This window comes from Streptomyces sp. NPDC050485 (assembly GCF_044458185.1).
Lineage (GTDB): Bacteria > Actinomycetota > Actinomycetes > Streptomycetales > Streptomycetaceae > Streptomyces.
On sequence record NZ_JBITHR010000011.1, the window covers coordinates 214,068 to 228,479 of the forward strand.

A 14,412-nucleotide genomic window follows, 5' to 3' on the forward strand; every position below is an offset into this window, starting at 1 on the left:
AACGGCTGCCCCTACGGTCTACGTCAGGGATGCCGCACCCCGCAGTCTCGAGGCACTCGTCCGCAACCGGCTCAAACGCCTCCAGTACCGGCCCGACGCCCTCGACGGCTTCATAGCCGGCACCGGCCTGACTCCCGGTGGTCCAACGTCACCTTGACCAGCCGAAGTCACTAACGTGTGCGCGAAGGTCTAGGAGAGGGGTTGCCAGGGTGACGGACAACAGCTTGGCGTGGATCGGCGAGCATTGGTACAGCGGTGCGATCGCCAAGGACGGGATGCTCTCGGACATCAGCCTCACGGCAGTGCGGGGCGTGGAACCGGTGGACTTCGTGGTGCGCCTCGGCGCCGACCGCGGCATGGCCGAACGGCCCGCACTGTTCAAGGACTTCGACAGGCTGAGCGTGAACCTGGGCGACAGCGTGGCGATGTTCGGCCGCAGCGGCGAGTGGACGTACGTCCTGGAGGTCGAGCGGTCCACCTGGCACCTCGTCTTCCTCGACCGGCTGGGCCAGGACACCTTGGTGGAGCAGGGCGACGAACTCGTCTGCCTGGACCGCTTCCTGCACGAGCACCCGTGGGTGTGCTGCGTCGACGCAGCCGGCGAAGTGAGTTCCGGCGAGCCCGGTGACAGCCTGCTGGAGACCGCGGTCCCGCCCAGGGACCGGCTCGGGACGTTCGCCGCACTGGACGCGGCCATGCACCGGGCCGGGGCAGTGCGGGACACCTTCCCCGGCTGCGAGGACCCTGAGGACGAGGACGAGGAGTTGGCGAAGCGGCTGTTCGCGGCGGTGGGCGAGCATCTCGGGCTGTCGCTGCCGCGTCGGGAGATCGAGTTGGGGCTGCTGCCCGCGGTGCACCTGCCCTCGCCGGTGTGAACCGGTAGCAGCGGGGACGCCGCGCCCACTCGGCGCGGCGCCCCCTATGAGTAAGGTGGTGCTACTGGTTGTTCGCGGTCATGGTGCACTTCACGGTCGTGCTGTCGGCGGAGCACGTCGCGCGCATGTTCGTGTTCAGCCAGTACGGGTCCCGGTCCAGCAGTCGCTGGTTCGCGTTGAAGGCTCCGAACCCGGCCATCGAACCGCTGTTGTCGTTCCCGGAGATCGCGGACCGTCCGCAGACCTCCTTCCACGTCGGCACGAGGCCGTCGATGTTGAACAGGTGCACGGTGCCGTCCTGCTTGCTCGCAAGGGTCTGCACACAGGCGTCCCCGCTGCTGACCGGGTTCAGGCCACCCGCGAGCGAGGGCATCCCGCCGCTGTTGTAGGTGGCGTTGAACGCGAACTCGTCGCAGTTCAGCTCCTTGTCCGTCGTGCCGTTGAGGGCGCTGATGTCGCCGTTGGCCGCCGCCCATCCGGTGGGGCAGATCACCGTCCGGTTGCCGCTGATGTCACCGTCGGGCAGGAAGTACAGCGGCTTGCTGTCGGCCTTACTGCCGGGGTGGTTGGCCAGCTTGTGCTGGATCAGCCAGGCGTGAGACGAGGCCTGCGGGTACTTCGCCGCGTTGAAGGTGTAGGTCGACACGTAGTTGTGGAACACGCAGCCGATCGTCGGCACCTTGTTGACGATCTTGGTGTTGTCGCAGCGGATCTGGTCGGAGGCTCCGCCGTTCTCCAGGTCGCCGCCCGCGACGTCCATGAAGACCGCGGGGGTCGTCTGCACCGTCTTGCCCGGGATCTTCGGGTTGCCCTGCAGTGCGACCGCGACGCCGAGCTTCATCACCTGCGGCTTGGTGGAGGACGGTCCGGTCAGGTCCGGCCCCCAGAGGTAGGAGGCGTCCGCGGTCACGCTGTGGTGGTCACCGGGCACCCATGCGGCCACGCCCGTCCAGCCGCTGACGTTCTGGACGCCGCAGTTGCCGGAGGGCTCGCAGTCGATCTTCGGGGCGTCCAGGGTGAACGCGGGGATGGTTGCCGGAACGTCCACGTCGGTGACGTTGATCCGCTCGGTGATGTTCCCGGACTTCGGGTCGAGTTGACGCTCGTTGACCACCAGCGCCTTCACGGTGCCCACGGGGACGTCGTTGAGGGAAGCCTCCCACGCCATGGTGAACGACGAGCACTCCTCGAAGCGCGTGGTCCACAGCCCCGCCCGCGGGTTGGCCGGGTCGCAGCCGCTGACCAGGGACGACTGCGCGGCGGCCGTCGCCTGCGTGCCGGTGCCGCGGTGGAGGGTGAAGTTACGGCCGTCGTAGGGCTCGGCCTTGCCGCACACCTTCACTCCGTCCGAGGAGGCGGTGCAGCGGGTTCCGAACATCCCGGGGGCGGCGGAGCGGTCACGGCTCGGGCCGGCCGCGGTCTTCCACGGGGAGGCCGGCGCCATCGAGTTCGTGTACGGCTGGGCGGACTGGTCCGGGTTCTGCGCGGAGCCATTGGGGTTGGGCAGGGTCAGGTCGACGGGCATCGTGACGCGGAACCGCGCCCACGGCGACCACGACGTCTCGTACAGGCCGCTGTCCTTGGCGTAGGCGGAGGTGTGGAAGACGTAGTCGACGTTAGGCTTCAGCCTTCCGGCCCCCACGGTCACAGAGGCGGTGGAACCGGACTTGACGAAGTCGGACACCAGGACGCCGTACTGATTGTCGCTGATCTTCACCTGGGTCTTGGCGTTCCCCGAGGAGTCGGCGGTCCAGACCTCGAAGGTGAGGTTGGCCGTGCTGCCGTCGGCGTTGGTCACGGTGTTGCTCAGCTTGACCCTGGGGGTGGTGACCTGCCAGACACCGGAGGTGTCCTTCTTGCCCGGCCCGGCCGAGGGGTTCTTGCCCGACACCGGCCGGGACGCTGCGGCGACGGCTTTCATCGCGGGCCCGGCGGCCGGCCGGGTCGACGGTGCGGCGTTCGGATTCAGGTTGCGGACGAAGCCGCCGCCACCGTCGGCCGCGGTCGCGGTCGCCACCCCGGATCCCAGGAGCAGCAGCGCCGCGGTGCCGACGGTTATCCGGCGAAGGATGAGCTTTCTTCTGGACGTACCAGGCAAGACGGTTCCCTTCTGGCTCTGCCCTCCGGGTCCCTCGGGGCAGAGCTGGATCCTTCTTAAGTTCTTCCCAGACACGGGTGTTGGTCCTCTCGCGCCGCTCGCGCCCACCGGCAGCGACTCGTAGATGATTGCGACATGCGTTCGATGTCGCCGCACATTCCTATGCCGACCCGCACATGACAGGCAACCGGATACATCGCGACAAACCAAACAAGGAGCCCAACTTGACTGTGACCATCTCCATGGTTTGGCCATGGTTGTGCACCAGCCCGTGAAGGTTCCATGGGGATCGGCCGGGAGGCACCAGGCGGCGCGGAGACAGACGGCACCGCGAGCCGCTCGGCCCCCGGGAGGCCAGAGCCCGCGCGCCGCCGTCCCGCCACGGCTGGTGCCAGAGGTAGGCCGACGTGCGGCTCACCCGCAGGCGACGTGCGACCTCCATCGGCTTGATCTTCTGCTCGAACAGCTCGACCGCTTCCATCCGGGACTTCAAGGAAGTTCACCCTGGCGAGCCGAAGTCGGTAACGCCATCTCTCGTACGACCGCGCCCAGCACGAGCGACGAGGAGCGGTGACAGTAGTCACGCGCCTTCTGGGTTCTGGGTTCTGGACGGAACGTCAATTCGCCTTGCTGGTAACCGTGTTACCCGTGAGCTGTGGTGTTTCCATGAGAACGCTTTACCAAGACACCCTGCGCGCAGGGCAGGAGGCTGCGCGTGGGCGGTCCTCGACTGTGCGATCGGTCTGTTGGTCCCGGAGAGGATCACCGCGCTGACGATCCGGCCGATCGCCGGTGAGATCGGCGCCTCGGCCAACGTCCTCTACACGATGTTCGGCGGGAAGGAGGGATTGGCCGAGGCGCTGTACCGGGAGGGCTTCGCACGGTTGCACCGCCCACAGGAGCAAGTCCCGTACGCCAAGCACCCGTTGATCCTTGCACCCGGCACTGACAGTCGCCCCGACCAGACGCCCCAGCCCCGTCACCCAGCTAGTACGAGTCGTGGGCCTGCCAGAACGACCAGGCGCCGCAAGGGCTGCCGTAGCGTTCGTTCATGTACGTGAGGCCCCATTTGATCTGCGTGGCCGGGTTGGTCTGCCAGTCGGCGCCCGTGGTGCTCATCTTGGAGCCGGGCAGCGCCTGGACGAGGCCGTAGGCAGTGCCGTTGCTGGCCCGGTAGTTCCAGCTCGACTCGTTGTTCACGATGTTGCTGAAACACTGGAACTGGCCGGAGGGCACGATCTGACGGGCGATCGCCTGGATCTCCGAGATCGAGTAGGAGCTCTGGACCTGGAAAGTGCTCCGGCTCACCGAGCGGCTGGCGGCCTGGGTCTCCAGGTCGCGGGTCTTGGCTTCCTTGTCGGCCTTGTCCTTGTCGGCGGCGTCCTTCTTGGCCTTGGCATCCTGCGCGGCTCGGACACGCGCGGCTTCTTCGGCGGACTTCTTCGCCGCGGCACCGGCCTGGGCGGCCTGCGCGTCCGCCTGCCGCGTCAGGGACACGGTCTGGACCTGGGCCTGCTGTCCTGCGGGTATGTCGGCGAGGAGCGTCGAGTCGGCTGCGGTCGCCTCGACGTTGTCGTTCGAAGCGGCGCCGAGGCTGCCGGTGGCGACGCCGACGACGGCGCCCACGGCGGTGACCGCGGTGGCGGATGCCACCGCGAACCCCCGGACGCTGCTGCGCGGGGTTTGAGCGCGTGAGTGGCGGGGGCCGTTGCGCTCAGAGGTCTGGGCTTGCTCGTTGGCGTGCATCGGGTCCTCTTGCGAGCTTGTGGGCTCGCGGTGCCGGGCGGACGGAGTACCGGCCGGGTGTCGGCGGCCGGGAGGCTCCGAGGGGGTGTGCGCCATCGTTCCAGTGCACGCCAACGCAGCCCTAACGTCTCCACCGGCCCCGCGTTAGCGGGAGTTACTGACTCTGTGTGCGTGATGTCGTCAGGGTGGGTCCGGTTGCGGTGAGGCATCCCTCGATGACGTCGGGCTGGTACTGGATTTCGCGGAGGGCCCGGAGGAAGTCGGCATCAAGCAGCTGTCAGGCCACGGCTGTTGAGGCCGCTCCGCAGAGCGCGCATGGCGTAGTGCGTACGGGATTTGACCGTTCCGGGCGGTACGCCGAGGGCGCGTGCCGTCTGGTTGACACTGCGACCGAGGTAGTAGACGTGCAGCAGGACCTCGCGCTGGAGCGGCGCGAGGTCGCGCATCGCGTCCACCACCACCCGCTTCGTGAGCGCGTGGTCGACCCCGTCGGCCACCGGCAGATGGGTGACGTCGGGCACCTGGTCCTCCGGCGGGCGGGCCTGCCGCCCCCGGTATCCGTCGATGACCAGATTGCGCACGACGTGGAAGAGCCAGGGGCGCAACGCATCAGCGGTGGGGCCGAGTTGGGCGGCGTGCTGCCAGGCGCGGATCGCCGCCTCCTGGAGGACGTCCTCGGCGCGATGCCAGTCGCCGCCGAGGAGCCGGGTGGCGAAGCGGAGCAGCACGGACCCGTGCCGCTCGTACAGGGCCCGCAGGAACTCCTCGTCGGGTTCGATGCAACGGGCGTCGGAGCGGGTCGCCAACTCGGGCATGATCGTTGCCTCCGGACTCTCCAGCAGTCGGATATCGCTCGGAAACAGACAGGGCCCACCTGCCGCGTGGAGCGATGGGAGATGTTGTAAGCCCAAACGGGCAGACCGGAAGGGCCCGTTCACACACACATCACGACCGACTCCGACCGTTTCCCTGATGGCCGACGTGCTCCCGACGTGCTCGACCGCTGCCCGCGGGCCCGGTTCCGGTGTCCGAACGGTCGCGGCGGAGGCCCGTTTCGTACCCGGCTGGCTCTCGACCGCTGCCCGAACCGGGCCCGGAGGCGACAGCACCGGCGATCGGCGAGCACCTCAGGGGCGGCCGGCGCCGGGCATGGCATCTCCTGAGGGAGTTCCGGCCGGTGGATACCGGCGCTTGGCTTACGGACCGGGCCCGGAACCGGTTCATCCAGCCACCCCCGAACCGCCCGGTTCGGTGCCTGATGTGCCGCCGACGGGCAGCCGCGCGGCACCCGAACGCCGATTTCCGCCGGGTGGCCTGCGATTGGACTGCCGGGGAAACGGGCAGATCCGGGCGAGCTGTGGCCTGGAACGGGCCGGTCCACGTGACCGCCGCGGCGGTATAAAACTCTGGCGGGTTCATTCGGGCCCGGGATGCCCGAACGGGCATAGAGGGGCAGGTAGTTGGGATGCGTTCGGAAGAGCGGCACCACAGGCTGCTGACCCTGGCGCGGCAGGAGGGCCGGGTGGAGGTCGCGGTGGTGGCGGCGGACTTCGGGGTGGCACCGGAGACCATTCGGCGGGACCTCAGCGAGCTGGAGCGCCGCGGCCTCGTGCGGCGCACGCACGGCGGCGCCTATCCGGTGGAGAGCGCGGGATTCGAGACCAACCTCGCCCAGCGGGTGACCCTGCACGTGGAGAACAAGCGCCGCATCGCCGCCGAGGGCGTGAAGTGGCTCGGCGGAGCGGAAACCGTGTTCGTCGACGAGGGCTACACGCCCCAGATCCTCGCCTCGCTCCTGCCCACCGACCGCCCGCTGACCGTGATCACCGCCTCGCTGTCGACGGCCGTCGCCGTCGCCGAGTCGGCGAACACCACGGTGCTGCTGCTCGGCGGCCGGGTCCGCGCCCGCACCCTGGCCACCGTCGGTGCCTGGGCCTGCTCGATGCTGTCGGGCTTCGTCATCGACCTCGCCTACCTCGGATCCAACGGCATCTCACGGGAGTTCGGCCTCACCACGCCCGACCCGGCCGTCGCCGATGTCAAGGCGAAGGCCCTGGAGGTCTCCCGCCGCCGCGTCTTCATGGGGCACCACGGCAAGTTCGGCGCCAGCAGCTTCTGCCGGTTCGCCGAGATCTCCGACTTCGAAACGATCATCACCGACACCGGTCTGTCCACCGCCGAAGCCCACCGCTACTCGCTGCTCGGCCCGCAGGTCATCCGGGTCTGACACGGGGCGCCGCGTTCGGGCGTACCGGAGAAGGAGAGCCGCCCAGAGCTGTGCTCGGCATGCCCAGAGGTTTCAGGAAGGAATGATCCACGTGAGGACAAGCAGGCACACCGCCCGCGCCGGCACCGCGGCCCTCTGCGGTGCGCTCCTCGCCGCGTGCTCCGGCGCCGGCGGGGCGGGCGGGGGTTCGGGCGCCCACTCCATCAACGTGCTGATGGTCAACAACCCGCAGATGGCGGACCTCCAGAAACTGACCGCCGACAACTTCACCAAGTCCACCGGCATCACTGTCAACTTCACGGTGCTCCCCGAGAACGACGTACGCGACAAGATCAGCCAGGACTTCGCGAGCCAGGCCGGGCAGTACGACATCGCCACCATCAGCAACTACGAGACACCGATCTACGCCAAGAACGGCTGGCTCGCCCCGCTGACCGACCGGGCCAAGGCCGACAGCGCCTTCGACCAGGGCGACATCCTGCCCGCCATCCAGGAGTCCCTGAGCACATCGGGCCGGACATACGCCGAGCCCTTCTACGGCGAGTCCTCCTTCCTCATGTACCGCAAGGACGTCTTCGCGGCGAAACGCCTGACCATGCCCGCCCACCCGACGTGGGAGCAGGTCGCCGCCCTCGCGGCCAAGGCCGACGGAGCGCAGCCCGGGATGAAAGGCATCTGCCTGCGCGGACAGCCGGGCTGGGGCGAGGTGATGGCGCCGGTCACCACTGTCGTCAACACCATGGGCGGCACCTGGTTCGACAAGGACTGGACGGCGAAGGTCGACAGCCCCGAGTTCACCAAGGCGGTCACCTTCTACGTGAACCTGGTGCGTGCGCACGGCGAGGCCGGGGCTCCCCAGGCCGGGTTCACCGAGTGCCTGAACGACATGACCCAGGGAAAGGTCGCCATGTGGTACGACGCCACCTCGGCGGCCGGAGCCCTGGAGGCGAGCGGCTCGCCCGCCGCGGGCAAGGTCGGCTACGCACCCGCCCCCGTCGAGCAGACCAAGAGCTCGGGATGGCTCTACACCTGGGCGTGGGGCGTGCAGAAGGCGAGCAAGAACCAGGACGACGCCTGGAAGTTCGTCTCCTGGGCCTCAGGCAAGAGTTACGAGAACCTCGTCGGCGAACAGCTCGGCTGGTCCAAGGTGCCTGCGGGCAAACGGGCCTCGACCTACACCAACCCCAAGTACGTCGCCGCGGCACAGACGTTCGCCACCGCCACCAAGGACGCGCTGACCACCGCCGACCCGGCCGACCCGGGCAGCCAGCCCCGGCCCGCCCCCGGCATCCAGTTCGTCGGCATCCCCGAGTTCACCGACCTCGGCACACAGGTCTCCCAGCAGATCAGCGCCGCGATCGCCGGGAGGACCAGCGTCGCCGACGCCCTCAAGGCCGGCCAGGCGCGCGCCGAGGCGGTCGCCGACAAGCACCGGGGCCGGTGACATGGCCGCCCCCGTGACCGCACGCCGCCGTACCCGCTCCGCCGAGGGCGCGCGGGCGACGGCCGGTGGTTCCGTACGCGGCCGTGGTGTCTGGGCCCGCCGCGCCCCGTTGCTCCCCGCGCTGGTCTTCCTCATCGTCGTGACCCAACTGCCGTTCCTGGGAACGCTGTTCATCTCGTTCATGCGCTGGAACGCGCTCGAACCCGACGCCAAGGGCTTCGGCGGCATCGCCAACTACCGGACCGCGCTCACCGACCCCACCCTGCGCTCGGCGCTGGTCACCACCGTCGTACTGACCGCTGCCGTGGTGCTCGTCAGCCTCCTCATCGGCCTGGGCCTCGCCCTGCTCCTCGATCGCCGGTTCTGGGGCCGGGGCGCCGTGCGCACCCTGCTCATCGCCCCGTTCCTCGTCGTCCCCGTGGCCTCCGCCCTGCTGTGGAAGCACGCCCTGTACAACGCCTCGTACGGCGCCATCAACGGCACCCTGACCTGGCTGTGGAGCCTGTTCGGCAGTGCCGATGCGCCCCAGCCCGACTGGATGTCCGCGCTACCCCTCACCGCCGTGGAGGTGTCGCTCATCTGGCAGTGGACCCCGTTCATGATGCTCATCCTGCTCGCCGGACTCCAGAGCAGGCCCCCGGACATCGTGGAGGCCGCCCGCGTCGACGGGGCGAGCACCTGGCAGGTCTTCCGCCACCTCACCTTCCCCCACCTGCGCCGCTACCTGGAACTCGCCGCCCTGCTCGGCAGCATCTACGTCGTCCAGAACTTCGACGCCGTCTTCACCCTCACCTCCGGCGGCCTGGACACCGCCAACCTGCCCTACACCGTGTACGAGACCTTCTACCAGGCACACGACTACGGCCAGGCGTCCGCGGAAGGCGTCCTCGTCGTCGCCTGCACGATGCTCATCGCCACCTTCGCCCTGCGCACGGTGTCGTCCCTGTTCCGGGAGGAAACACGGTGACCGTCTTCCGTACGTCCCTGCGCCGCGGCATCTGGGGCATCGCCGCCTGGGCCAGCGGCCTGCTCTTCTTCCTGCCGTTCGCCTGGATGGTGCTCACCTCCCTGCACAGCGAGCCGGACGCCGCGACCAACCCGCCGAGCGTCGGCGCCGCCCTCACCTTCCAGGGCTACCGGGAGTTCTTCGGCGCCGGTACGGGCACGAGTCCCTGGCCGCCCCTCATCAACTCCCTCACCGCGAGCGTCACTTCGACGCTGCTGGTGCTCGCGCTCGCCATTCCGGCCGCCTACGCCCTGTCCATCAAGCCGGTGCGCAAGTGGACCGACGTGATGTTCTTCTTCCTCTCCACCAAGATGCTGCCCGCCGTCGCCGGACTCCTGCCCGTCTACCTGATCGCCAAGAACGCCGGAATGCTCGACAACATCTGGCTCCTCGTCATCCTCTACACCTCCATGAACCTGCCGATCGCGGTGTGGATGATGCGGTCCTTCCTCGCCGAGGTCCCGGTCGAGATCCTGGAGGCGGCCTCCATCGACGGCGCGGGCCTGCCGACCGTCCTGCTGCGCATCGTGGCCCCCGTGGCCGCACCGGGCATCGCCGCCACCGCCCTGATCTCCTTCATCTTCAGCTGGAACGAGCTCCTGTTCGCCCGGGTCCTGACCGGCGTCGTGGCCGGCACCGCACCCGTCTTCCTCACCGGCTTCGTCACCAGCCAGGGCCTGTTCCTGGCCAAGGTGTGCGCCGCCGCCGTCTGCATCTCGCTGCCGGTGCTCGTCGCCGGATTCGCCGCCCAGGACAAACTGGTCCAGGGCCTGTCCCTCGGAGCAGTCAAGTGAACCTGGGAGCAGCCAAGTGAAAGCCGCCGTCATCAGCGCCCCCGGAATCGTCTCGATCGAGACCGTCGACGATCCGGCGCCCGGCCCCGGAGAGGTGGTGGTGCAGGTAGCCGCGTGCGGCCTGTGCGGCACCGATCTCCACATCCTGCAGGGCGAGTTCGCGCCCAGCCTGCCCATCGTGCCCGGCCATGAATTCGCGGGGGAGGTCGTCGCGGCCGGCGCCCGGGTGAACGAGCTGCGCATCGGCGACCGGGTGGCGGTCGACCCCTCCCTCTACTGCAACGAGTGCCACTACTGCCGCCTCGGGCGCAACAACCTGTGCGAGCGGTACGCCGCGATCGGCGTCACCACCTCCGGCGCGGCGGCCGAGTACGCCGTCGCGCCCGCCGCGAACTGCGTACGGCTGCCCGACCACATACGGAGCGAGGACGCGCCCCTCATCGAACCCCTGTCGTGCGCGGTGCGCGGCTACGACGTGCTCCGTACCCCCATGGCTGCCCATGTCCTGATCTACGGGTCCGGCACGATGGGGCTGATGATGCTGGAACTCGCCAAGCGCACCGGCGCCGTATCCGTCGACGTGCTCGACATCAACCCGCAACGGCTGGCCACCGCACGGGAGTTGGGCTGCACCCACGCCGTCGCCTCGGCCGACGAGATCGACCGGCCGCGCGGCTGGGACGTCGTCATCGACGCCACCGGCAGCGAACGGGCCATCCAGGACGCCATAGGAAGGGTGGCCAGGGGAGGGACGTACCTCCAGTTCGGCGTCGCCGACTACGCGGCGCGGGCCACGATCGAGCCGTACCGCATCTACAACCAGGAGATCACCATCACCGGCTCCATGGCCGTGCTGCACAGCTACGAGCGTGCGGTCGGCCTCTTCGCGGCGGGCGTGCTCGATCCCGAGGTCTTCATCAGTGACCGGCTGCCCCTGACGGACTATGCGACGGCGCTCCAGCGGTTCGGGGCCGGGCAGGGCCGCAAGATCCTGGTCGCGCCGTGACGGTCGGCGCATCCCCGCTCCTGGTGATCGGCGAAGCCCTCACCGACGTCATCGTGACGCCCGCCGGCACCCGAAGAACCAGCCCGGGCGGCAGTCCTGCCAACGTGGCCCTGGGGCTCGCCCGGCTCGGCCACCGGGCGCGGCTCGCGACCCGTATCGGACGGGACGGGCCGGGAGCGGAGATCGGCGAGCATCTGCGCCGCGCAGGCGTGGAGTTGACCGAGGGCTCCGTGACCGATGCCCCGACGTCCAGCGCGGTCGCCCGGCTGGATGCCGAGGGCTCGGCGACGTACGGCTTCGACATCAGTTGGGACCCGGCTCCCCAAGCCCTCGATCCGGCGCTCCTGGGTCTCCCCTCCCACCTCCATACGGGCTCCCTCTCGACCTCCCTGGCCCCCGGAGCGAGCCTTGTCGTCGCCGCCGTCGAGAAGCTCCGCGGCACGGCGACCGTGTCATACGACCCGAATCCGCGGCCCGCGCTCCTGTCCGACCCCGAGCGGGAACGCCCCGGCGTCGAGCGGATGGTCATGCTGAGCGACGTGGTCAAGGCCAGCGCGGAGGACCTGCGCTGGCTTCACCCGGATGGAGACCCCTTCCGCGCGGCCGCCCGTTGGGCGTGCATGGGACCGTCGCTGGTCGTCGTCACGCTGGGAGAAGAAGGCGCGTGGATCTGCTGGCGGAAGGGCGAGTGCCGTCTTCCGTCGAGGCCGGTCGACCGAGTCGTCGACACGGTGGGAGCCGGTGACGCCTTCATGTCGGGACTGCTCAGCGGCCTGCTGCGTACGGGGCTCCTGGCCTCGGGAGGCGGGGGAGTGGCGGACGCCGAGAGCGCTCGCCGCGCCCTGCACGCCGCAACGCTCACCTCCCGCCTCGGGGAACACCTCGCCTCGGCGCTCTCCTTCGCCGCCCGGGTGGCGGCGCTCACGTGCACCCGCCAGGGCGCCGACCCGCCGACGCTCGCGGAGCTGGAGCGGGGCGGGGCCGCATGAGAAGACCGGGAATGCTTGTTTCGTACATCGCGATGAACTCCTCATAGCGGCCGGACAAGGTCCGAGAGGGGACCATCGACGGGCGCCGGGGCGCTGGTCAGTTATGTGTGATGCGCAGGATGCCGGTGATGGTGCCTTCGTAGACGATGCCTCCGGGTGCGATGGTGCCGACTTGCTGGAGGGTGTCGTAGGCCGGGCCCGCTCCCAGGGGCAGGGTGCGGGTGACCTTGCCGGAGTCGGGGTCGATCTGGGCGTAGGTGAACCGGTCTTGGGGTGAAGGGGTGGTGGAGCCCGGGGTGGCCGGTTCGCGCAGCACGGTGTGGATGCGGTGGTCGGCGAGGGAGAGGCGGGGTACGGCGGCGGAGCGGACGGTGGTGTCCCACTTCAGGTCGCAGCCCTTGCCGTTGGGCCGGATGTCGACGCGGCTCATGCCGCCGGTGAAGGGCGCCGACGGCGGCACGCTGGGACCTGCGTCCGGCGGTAGCGCGGGGTAGGGGTAGCCGTACGTACTGGCCACGTACACCGAACGGCCCGCGCCGATGGGGGAGTTCTCGCTGCCGCTGCCGCCCGCTTTCAACACCGGGATCTTGCACACCTGTTGGCCGTCGCGGGTGCGGTAGACGAGGAGGTTCACGGTGGGGGCGGCGTTGTCGACGAGGGTGACGTAGTCGGTGCCGGTGTGCGGGCCGAAGAAGGTCGGGGTGGAGCCGGTGCCCCAGCTCAGCTGCCCCGGCTTACGGCCAGGGCCGCGGTCGTAGGTCTGCCGCCAGCGGATGTGCGGGGTGCCGTCGGCTGTAGAGGTGAGCAGATACGTCGCGTGCGTGGTGGAGATGAGGGTGCCCTCGGGGGCGGTGGAGATGCTGTTGGCGATGTGCTCACCGGCGGGCAGGGCGAGGGTCTTCACGGTCGCGGTGCGGTCGTCGGCGGTGCCGACCACGCCGCCTGCGGTGGCGAACCACACCCGGCCGTGCCAGTCCGGGGACAGGCCCACCACCGCGTCCGTCGCCGGTACCGCTCCTGCCAGGGAGAGCGAGTGGTCCACGTACAGCTGCCAGGTACGGTCCGCGTGCTTGCGGTGGGCGATGCGCAGCAGGGTGCGGTTGCCGTCGATGACCACCAGGCGGTCGTGGTTGTCGAGATACGCGTACACCCCGCCGAGCAACGAGCCTTTGGTGAGCGGGAGTTGGGCGATCGAGTCACCGGTGTCCGGGTCCAGGAGGTGCACCGTGGGGATCTGCCCGGCATGCGTTGTGCACAGGGCGACGGGGTGGCCGTCGGAGCCGTCGAGCACGGTCGGGCAGGCGGCGCCGAGTGCGGCCAGGTGCGAGGTGAGCGGGCCGGCGCCGGGGCCGGGCAGGCGGGTGGTGTCCGAGGAGCCGGTGTCGGCGTGCATGGTCGCGGTGCCGTCCGGGCCCGCGTACGGGTTGTGCGGCGGTAGCGGCACCCCGCCTCCGGGGCAGGCGGCGGCCGAGGCCGTCCCTATGGAAAGGGCAACGACGGCTGCGACGGCAGCGGCTCGCGAAGCGAACACGGAACGCATGGAGGGCTCCTTCCCCGGCCCGAGCCGGGATGACGATTCGGCCGGGATGATATTCAGCGGGCGAGACGGCGGGCGATGCGCAGTGAACCGAGGTTCACGGTGGCACGCTGGGCGCGGGCACGGACCAGAACTCCCACAGTCCGCACGGTGATCATGGCGAGCACCATGAGGACGAACGCGGTGCCATAGGTGGCCGCGGGGACGTGATGCCGGATCGAGAACGTCGCCAGGGCGTGGGTGAACCAGTGGGTGGAGCCGTAGGCGAAGCCGAGGCGCAGGACCATGGCGAGGGTCCAGAGCGCGGCGTACGGCCAGCCGGCCACGGTCACCAGGCGGGAGTCGGTCGGGTCCCTGCGGACTGTGATCAGTGCGATCGAGGCCAGCCCGAACAGCAGCCCCACCGTGAGCCCGGCCGCTTCGATCAGGCGGGCCGTGCTCACGGAGGGGATGTCTCGCAGGTACTTGAAGCCGACGCCCGCGACGATCGCGACCGGCAGCAGCAGCCGCTTGGCGTCCGGGCGGCGGGTGCCGAGCTGGGTAGCGAGGATCGCGACGAACAGGCCGGTGTAGAGCAGGTAGTCGCTGACGCTCATGGTGTCCTCCAGGAAGAGTGACCGCTCATCTACATCTCCAAAGATGCATCGAGTAGAATGCATCTGTCAAGATGCATTGAGAGAGATGCATAGA

The 14,412-nt window shown here is 69.4% G+C and carries 13 protein-coding genes; 7 read left to right on the forward strand and 6 right to left on the reverse strand.

The window, feature by feature from the left end; all coding sequences use genetic code 11:
* Nucleotides 1-209 precede the first annotated feature (209 nt).
* Nucleotides 210-875: a hypothetical protein gene (locus ACIBK6_RS23305; RefSeq protein ID WP_399053226.1), complete on the forward strand. Its 666-nt coding sequence runs from the start codon at nt 210-212 to the stop codon at nt 873-875.
* A 61-nt stretch (nt 876-936) separates the two neighbouring features.
* Here ACIBK6_RS23305 and ACIBK6_RS23310 read toward each other — a convergent pair whose 3' ends face one another.
* From ACIBK6_RS23310 to ACIBK6_RS23325, 4 genes are all read right to left on the reverse strand, one after another.
* Nucleotides 937-2,973, reverse strand: a complete 2,037-nt coding sequence (locus tag ACIBK6_RS23310) for a hypothetical protein (protein ID WP_399053227.1) — start codon at nt 2,971-2,973, stop codon at nt 937-939.
* A 160-nt stretch (nt 2,974-3,133) separates the two neighbouring features.
* A complete protein-coding gene (locus ACIBK6_RS23315) occupies nt 3,134-3,454 on the reverse strand; it encodes a helix-turn-helix domain-containing protein (RefSeq protein ID WP_399053228.1) in 321 nt (106 codons plus the stop codon).
* A 506-nt stretch (nt 3,455-3,960) separates the two neighbouring features.
* Nucleotides 3,961-4,626: a transglycosylase SLT domain-containing protein gene (locus ACIBK6_RS23320; protein WP_399053229.1), complete on the reverse strand. Its 666-nt coding sequence runs from the start codon at nt 4,624-4,626 to the stop codon at nt 3,961-3,963.
* A 359-nt stretch (nt 4,627-4,985) separates the two neighbouring features.
* Nucleotides 4,986-5,534: a sigma-70 family RNA polymerase sigma factor gene (locus tag ACIBK6_RS23325; RefSeq protein WP_399053230.1), complete on the reverse strand. Its 549-nt coding sequence runs from the start codon at nt 5,532-5,534 to the stop codon at nt 4,986-4,988.
* 650 nt (nt 5,535-6,184) lie between these two features.
* Between ACIBK6_RS23325 and ACIBK6_RS23330 the strand changes: the two genes are divergently transcribed.
* The 6 genes from ACIBK6_RS23330 (at nt 6,185) to ACIBK6_RS23355 (ending at nt 12,185) form a co-directional block, all read left to right on the forward strand.
* On the forward strand, nt 6,185-6,946 hold the full coding sequence (locus ACIBK6_RS23330) for a DeoR/GlpR family DNA-binding transcription regulator (protein WP_399053231.1): 762 nt from the start codon (nt 6,185-6,187) through the stop codon (nt 6,944-6,946).
* Nucleotides 6,947-7,028: 82 nt separating this feature from the next.
* Nucleotides 7,029-8,390 carry an ABC transporter substrate-binding protein gene (locus ACIBK6_RS23335; protein ID WP_399053232.1) on the forward strand — a complete coding sequence of 454 codons (1,362 nt, stop codon included), beginning with the start codon at nt 7,029-7,031 and terminating at the stop codon, nt 8,388-8,390.
* 1 nt (nt 8,391) lies between these two features.
* Nucleotides 8,392-9,357, forward strand: a complete 966-nt coding sequence (locus ACIBK6_RS23340) for a carbohydrate ABC transporter permease (RefSeq protein ID WP_399053233.1) — start codon at nt 8,392-8,394, stop codon at nt 9,355-9,357.
* A complete protein-coding gene (locus tag ACIBK6_RS23345) occupies nt 9,354-10,190 on the forward strand; it encodes a carbohydrate ABC transporter permease (protein WP_399053234.1) in 837 nt (278 codons plus the stop codon). Before ACIBK6_RS23340 ends, ACIBK6_RS23345 begins: the two co-directional genes overlap by 4 nt.
* Nucleotides 10,191-10,206: 16 nt before the next feature.
* Nucleotides 10,207-11,196, forward strand: coding sequence for a zinc-dependent alcohol dehydrogenase family protein (locus ACIBK6_RS23350; protein ID WP_399053235.1), 990 nt, complete (start codon nt 10,207-10,209; stop codon nt 11,194-11,196).
* Complete coding sequence (locus tag ACIBK6_RS23355) at nt 11,193-12,185, forward strand: carbohydrate kinase (RefSeq protein WP_399053236.1); 993 nt, start codon at nt 11,193-11,195, stop codon at nt 12,183-12,185. Before ACIBK6_RS23350 ends, ACIBK6_RS23355 begins: the two co-directional genes overlap by 4 nt.
* 97 nt (nt 12,186-12,282) lie before the next feature.
* Here ACIBK6_RS23355 and ACIBK6_RS23360 read toward each other — a convergent pair whose 3' ends face one another.
* Both ACIBK6_RS23360 and ACIBK6_RS23365 read right to left on the reverse strand, forming a co-directional pair.
* Nucleotides 12,283-13,725 carry a hypothetical protein gene (locus ACIBK6_RS23360; protein WP_399053237.1) on the reverse strand — a complete coding sequence of 481 codons (1,443 nt, stop codon included), beginning with the start codon at nt 13,723-13,725 and terminating at the stop codon, nt 12,283-12,285.
* A gap of 53 nt (nt 13,726-13,778) precedes the next feature.
* Nucleotides 13,779-14,318, reverse strand: coding sequence for a hypothetical protein (locus tag ACIBK6_RS23365; protein ID WP_399053238.1), 540 nt, complete (start codon nt 14,316-14,318; stop codon nt 13,779-13,781).
* Between the last annotated feature and the right edge of the window lie 94 nt (nt 14,319-14,412).

Bases quoted from the DNA above. Each gene is read 5' to 3' on its own strand.
- ACIBK6_RS23340 (WP_399053233.1), top strand. From the start codon at position 8,392: ATGGCCGCCCCCGTGACCGCACGCCGCCGTACCCGCTCCGCCGAGGGC.
- ACIBK6_RS23315 (WP_399053228.1), bottom strand. From the start codon at position 3,454: ATGGAAGCGGTCGAGCTGTTCGAGCAGAAGATCAAGCCGATGGAGGTC.
- ACIBK6_RS23365 (WP_399053238.1), bottom strand. From the start codon at position 14,318: ATGAGCGTCAGCGACTACCTGCTCTACACCGGCCTGTTCGTCGCGATC.
- ACIBK6_RS23360 (WP_399053237.1), bottom strand. From the start codon at position 13,725: ATGCGTTCCGTGTTCGCTTCGCGAGCCGCTGCCGTCGCAGCCGTCGTT.
- ACIBK6_RS23330 (WP_399053231.1), top strand. From the start codon at position 6,185: ATGCGTTCGGAAGAGCGGCACCACAGGCTGCTGACCCTGGCGCGGCAG.
- ACIBK6_RS23325 (WP_399053230.1), bottom strand. From the start codon at position 5,534: ATGCCCGAGTTGGCGACCCGCTCCGACGCCCGTTGCATCGAACCCGAC.
- ACIBK6_RS23335 (WP_399053232.1), top strand. From the start codon at position 7,029: ATGATCCACGTGAGGACAAGCAGGCACACCGCCCGCGCCGGCACCGCG.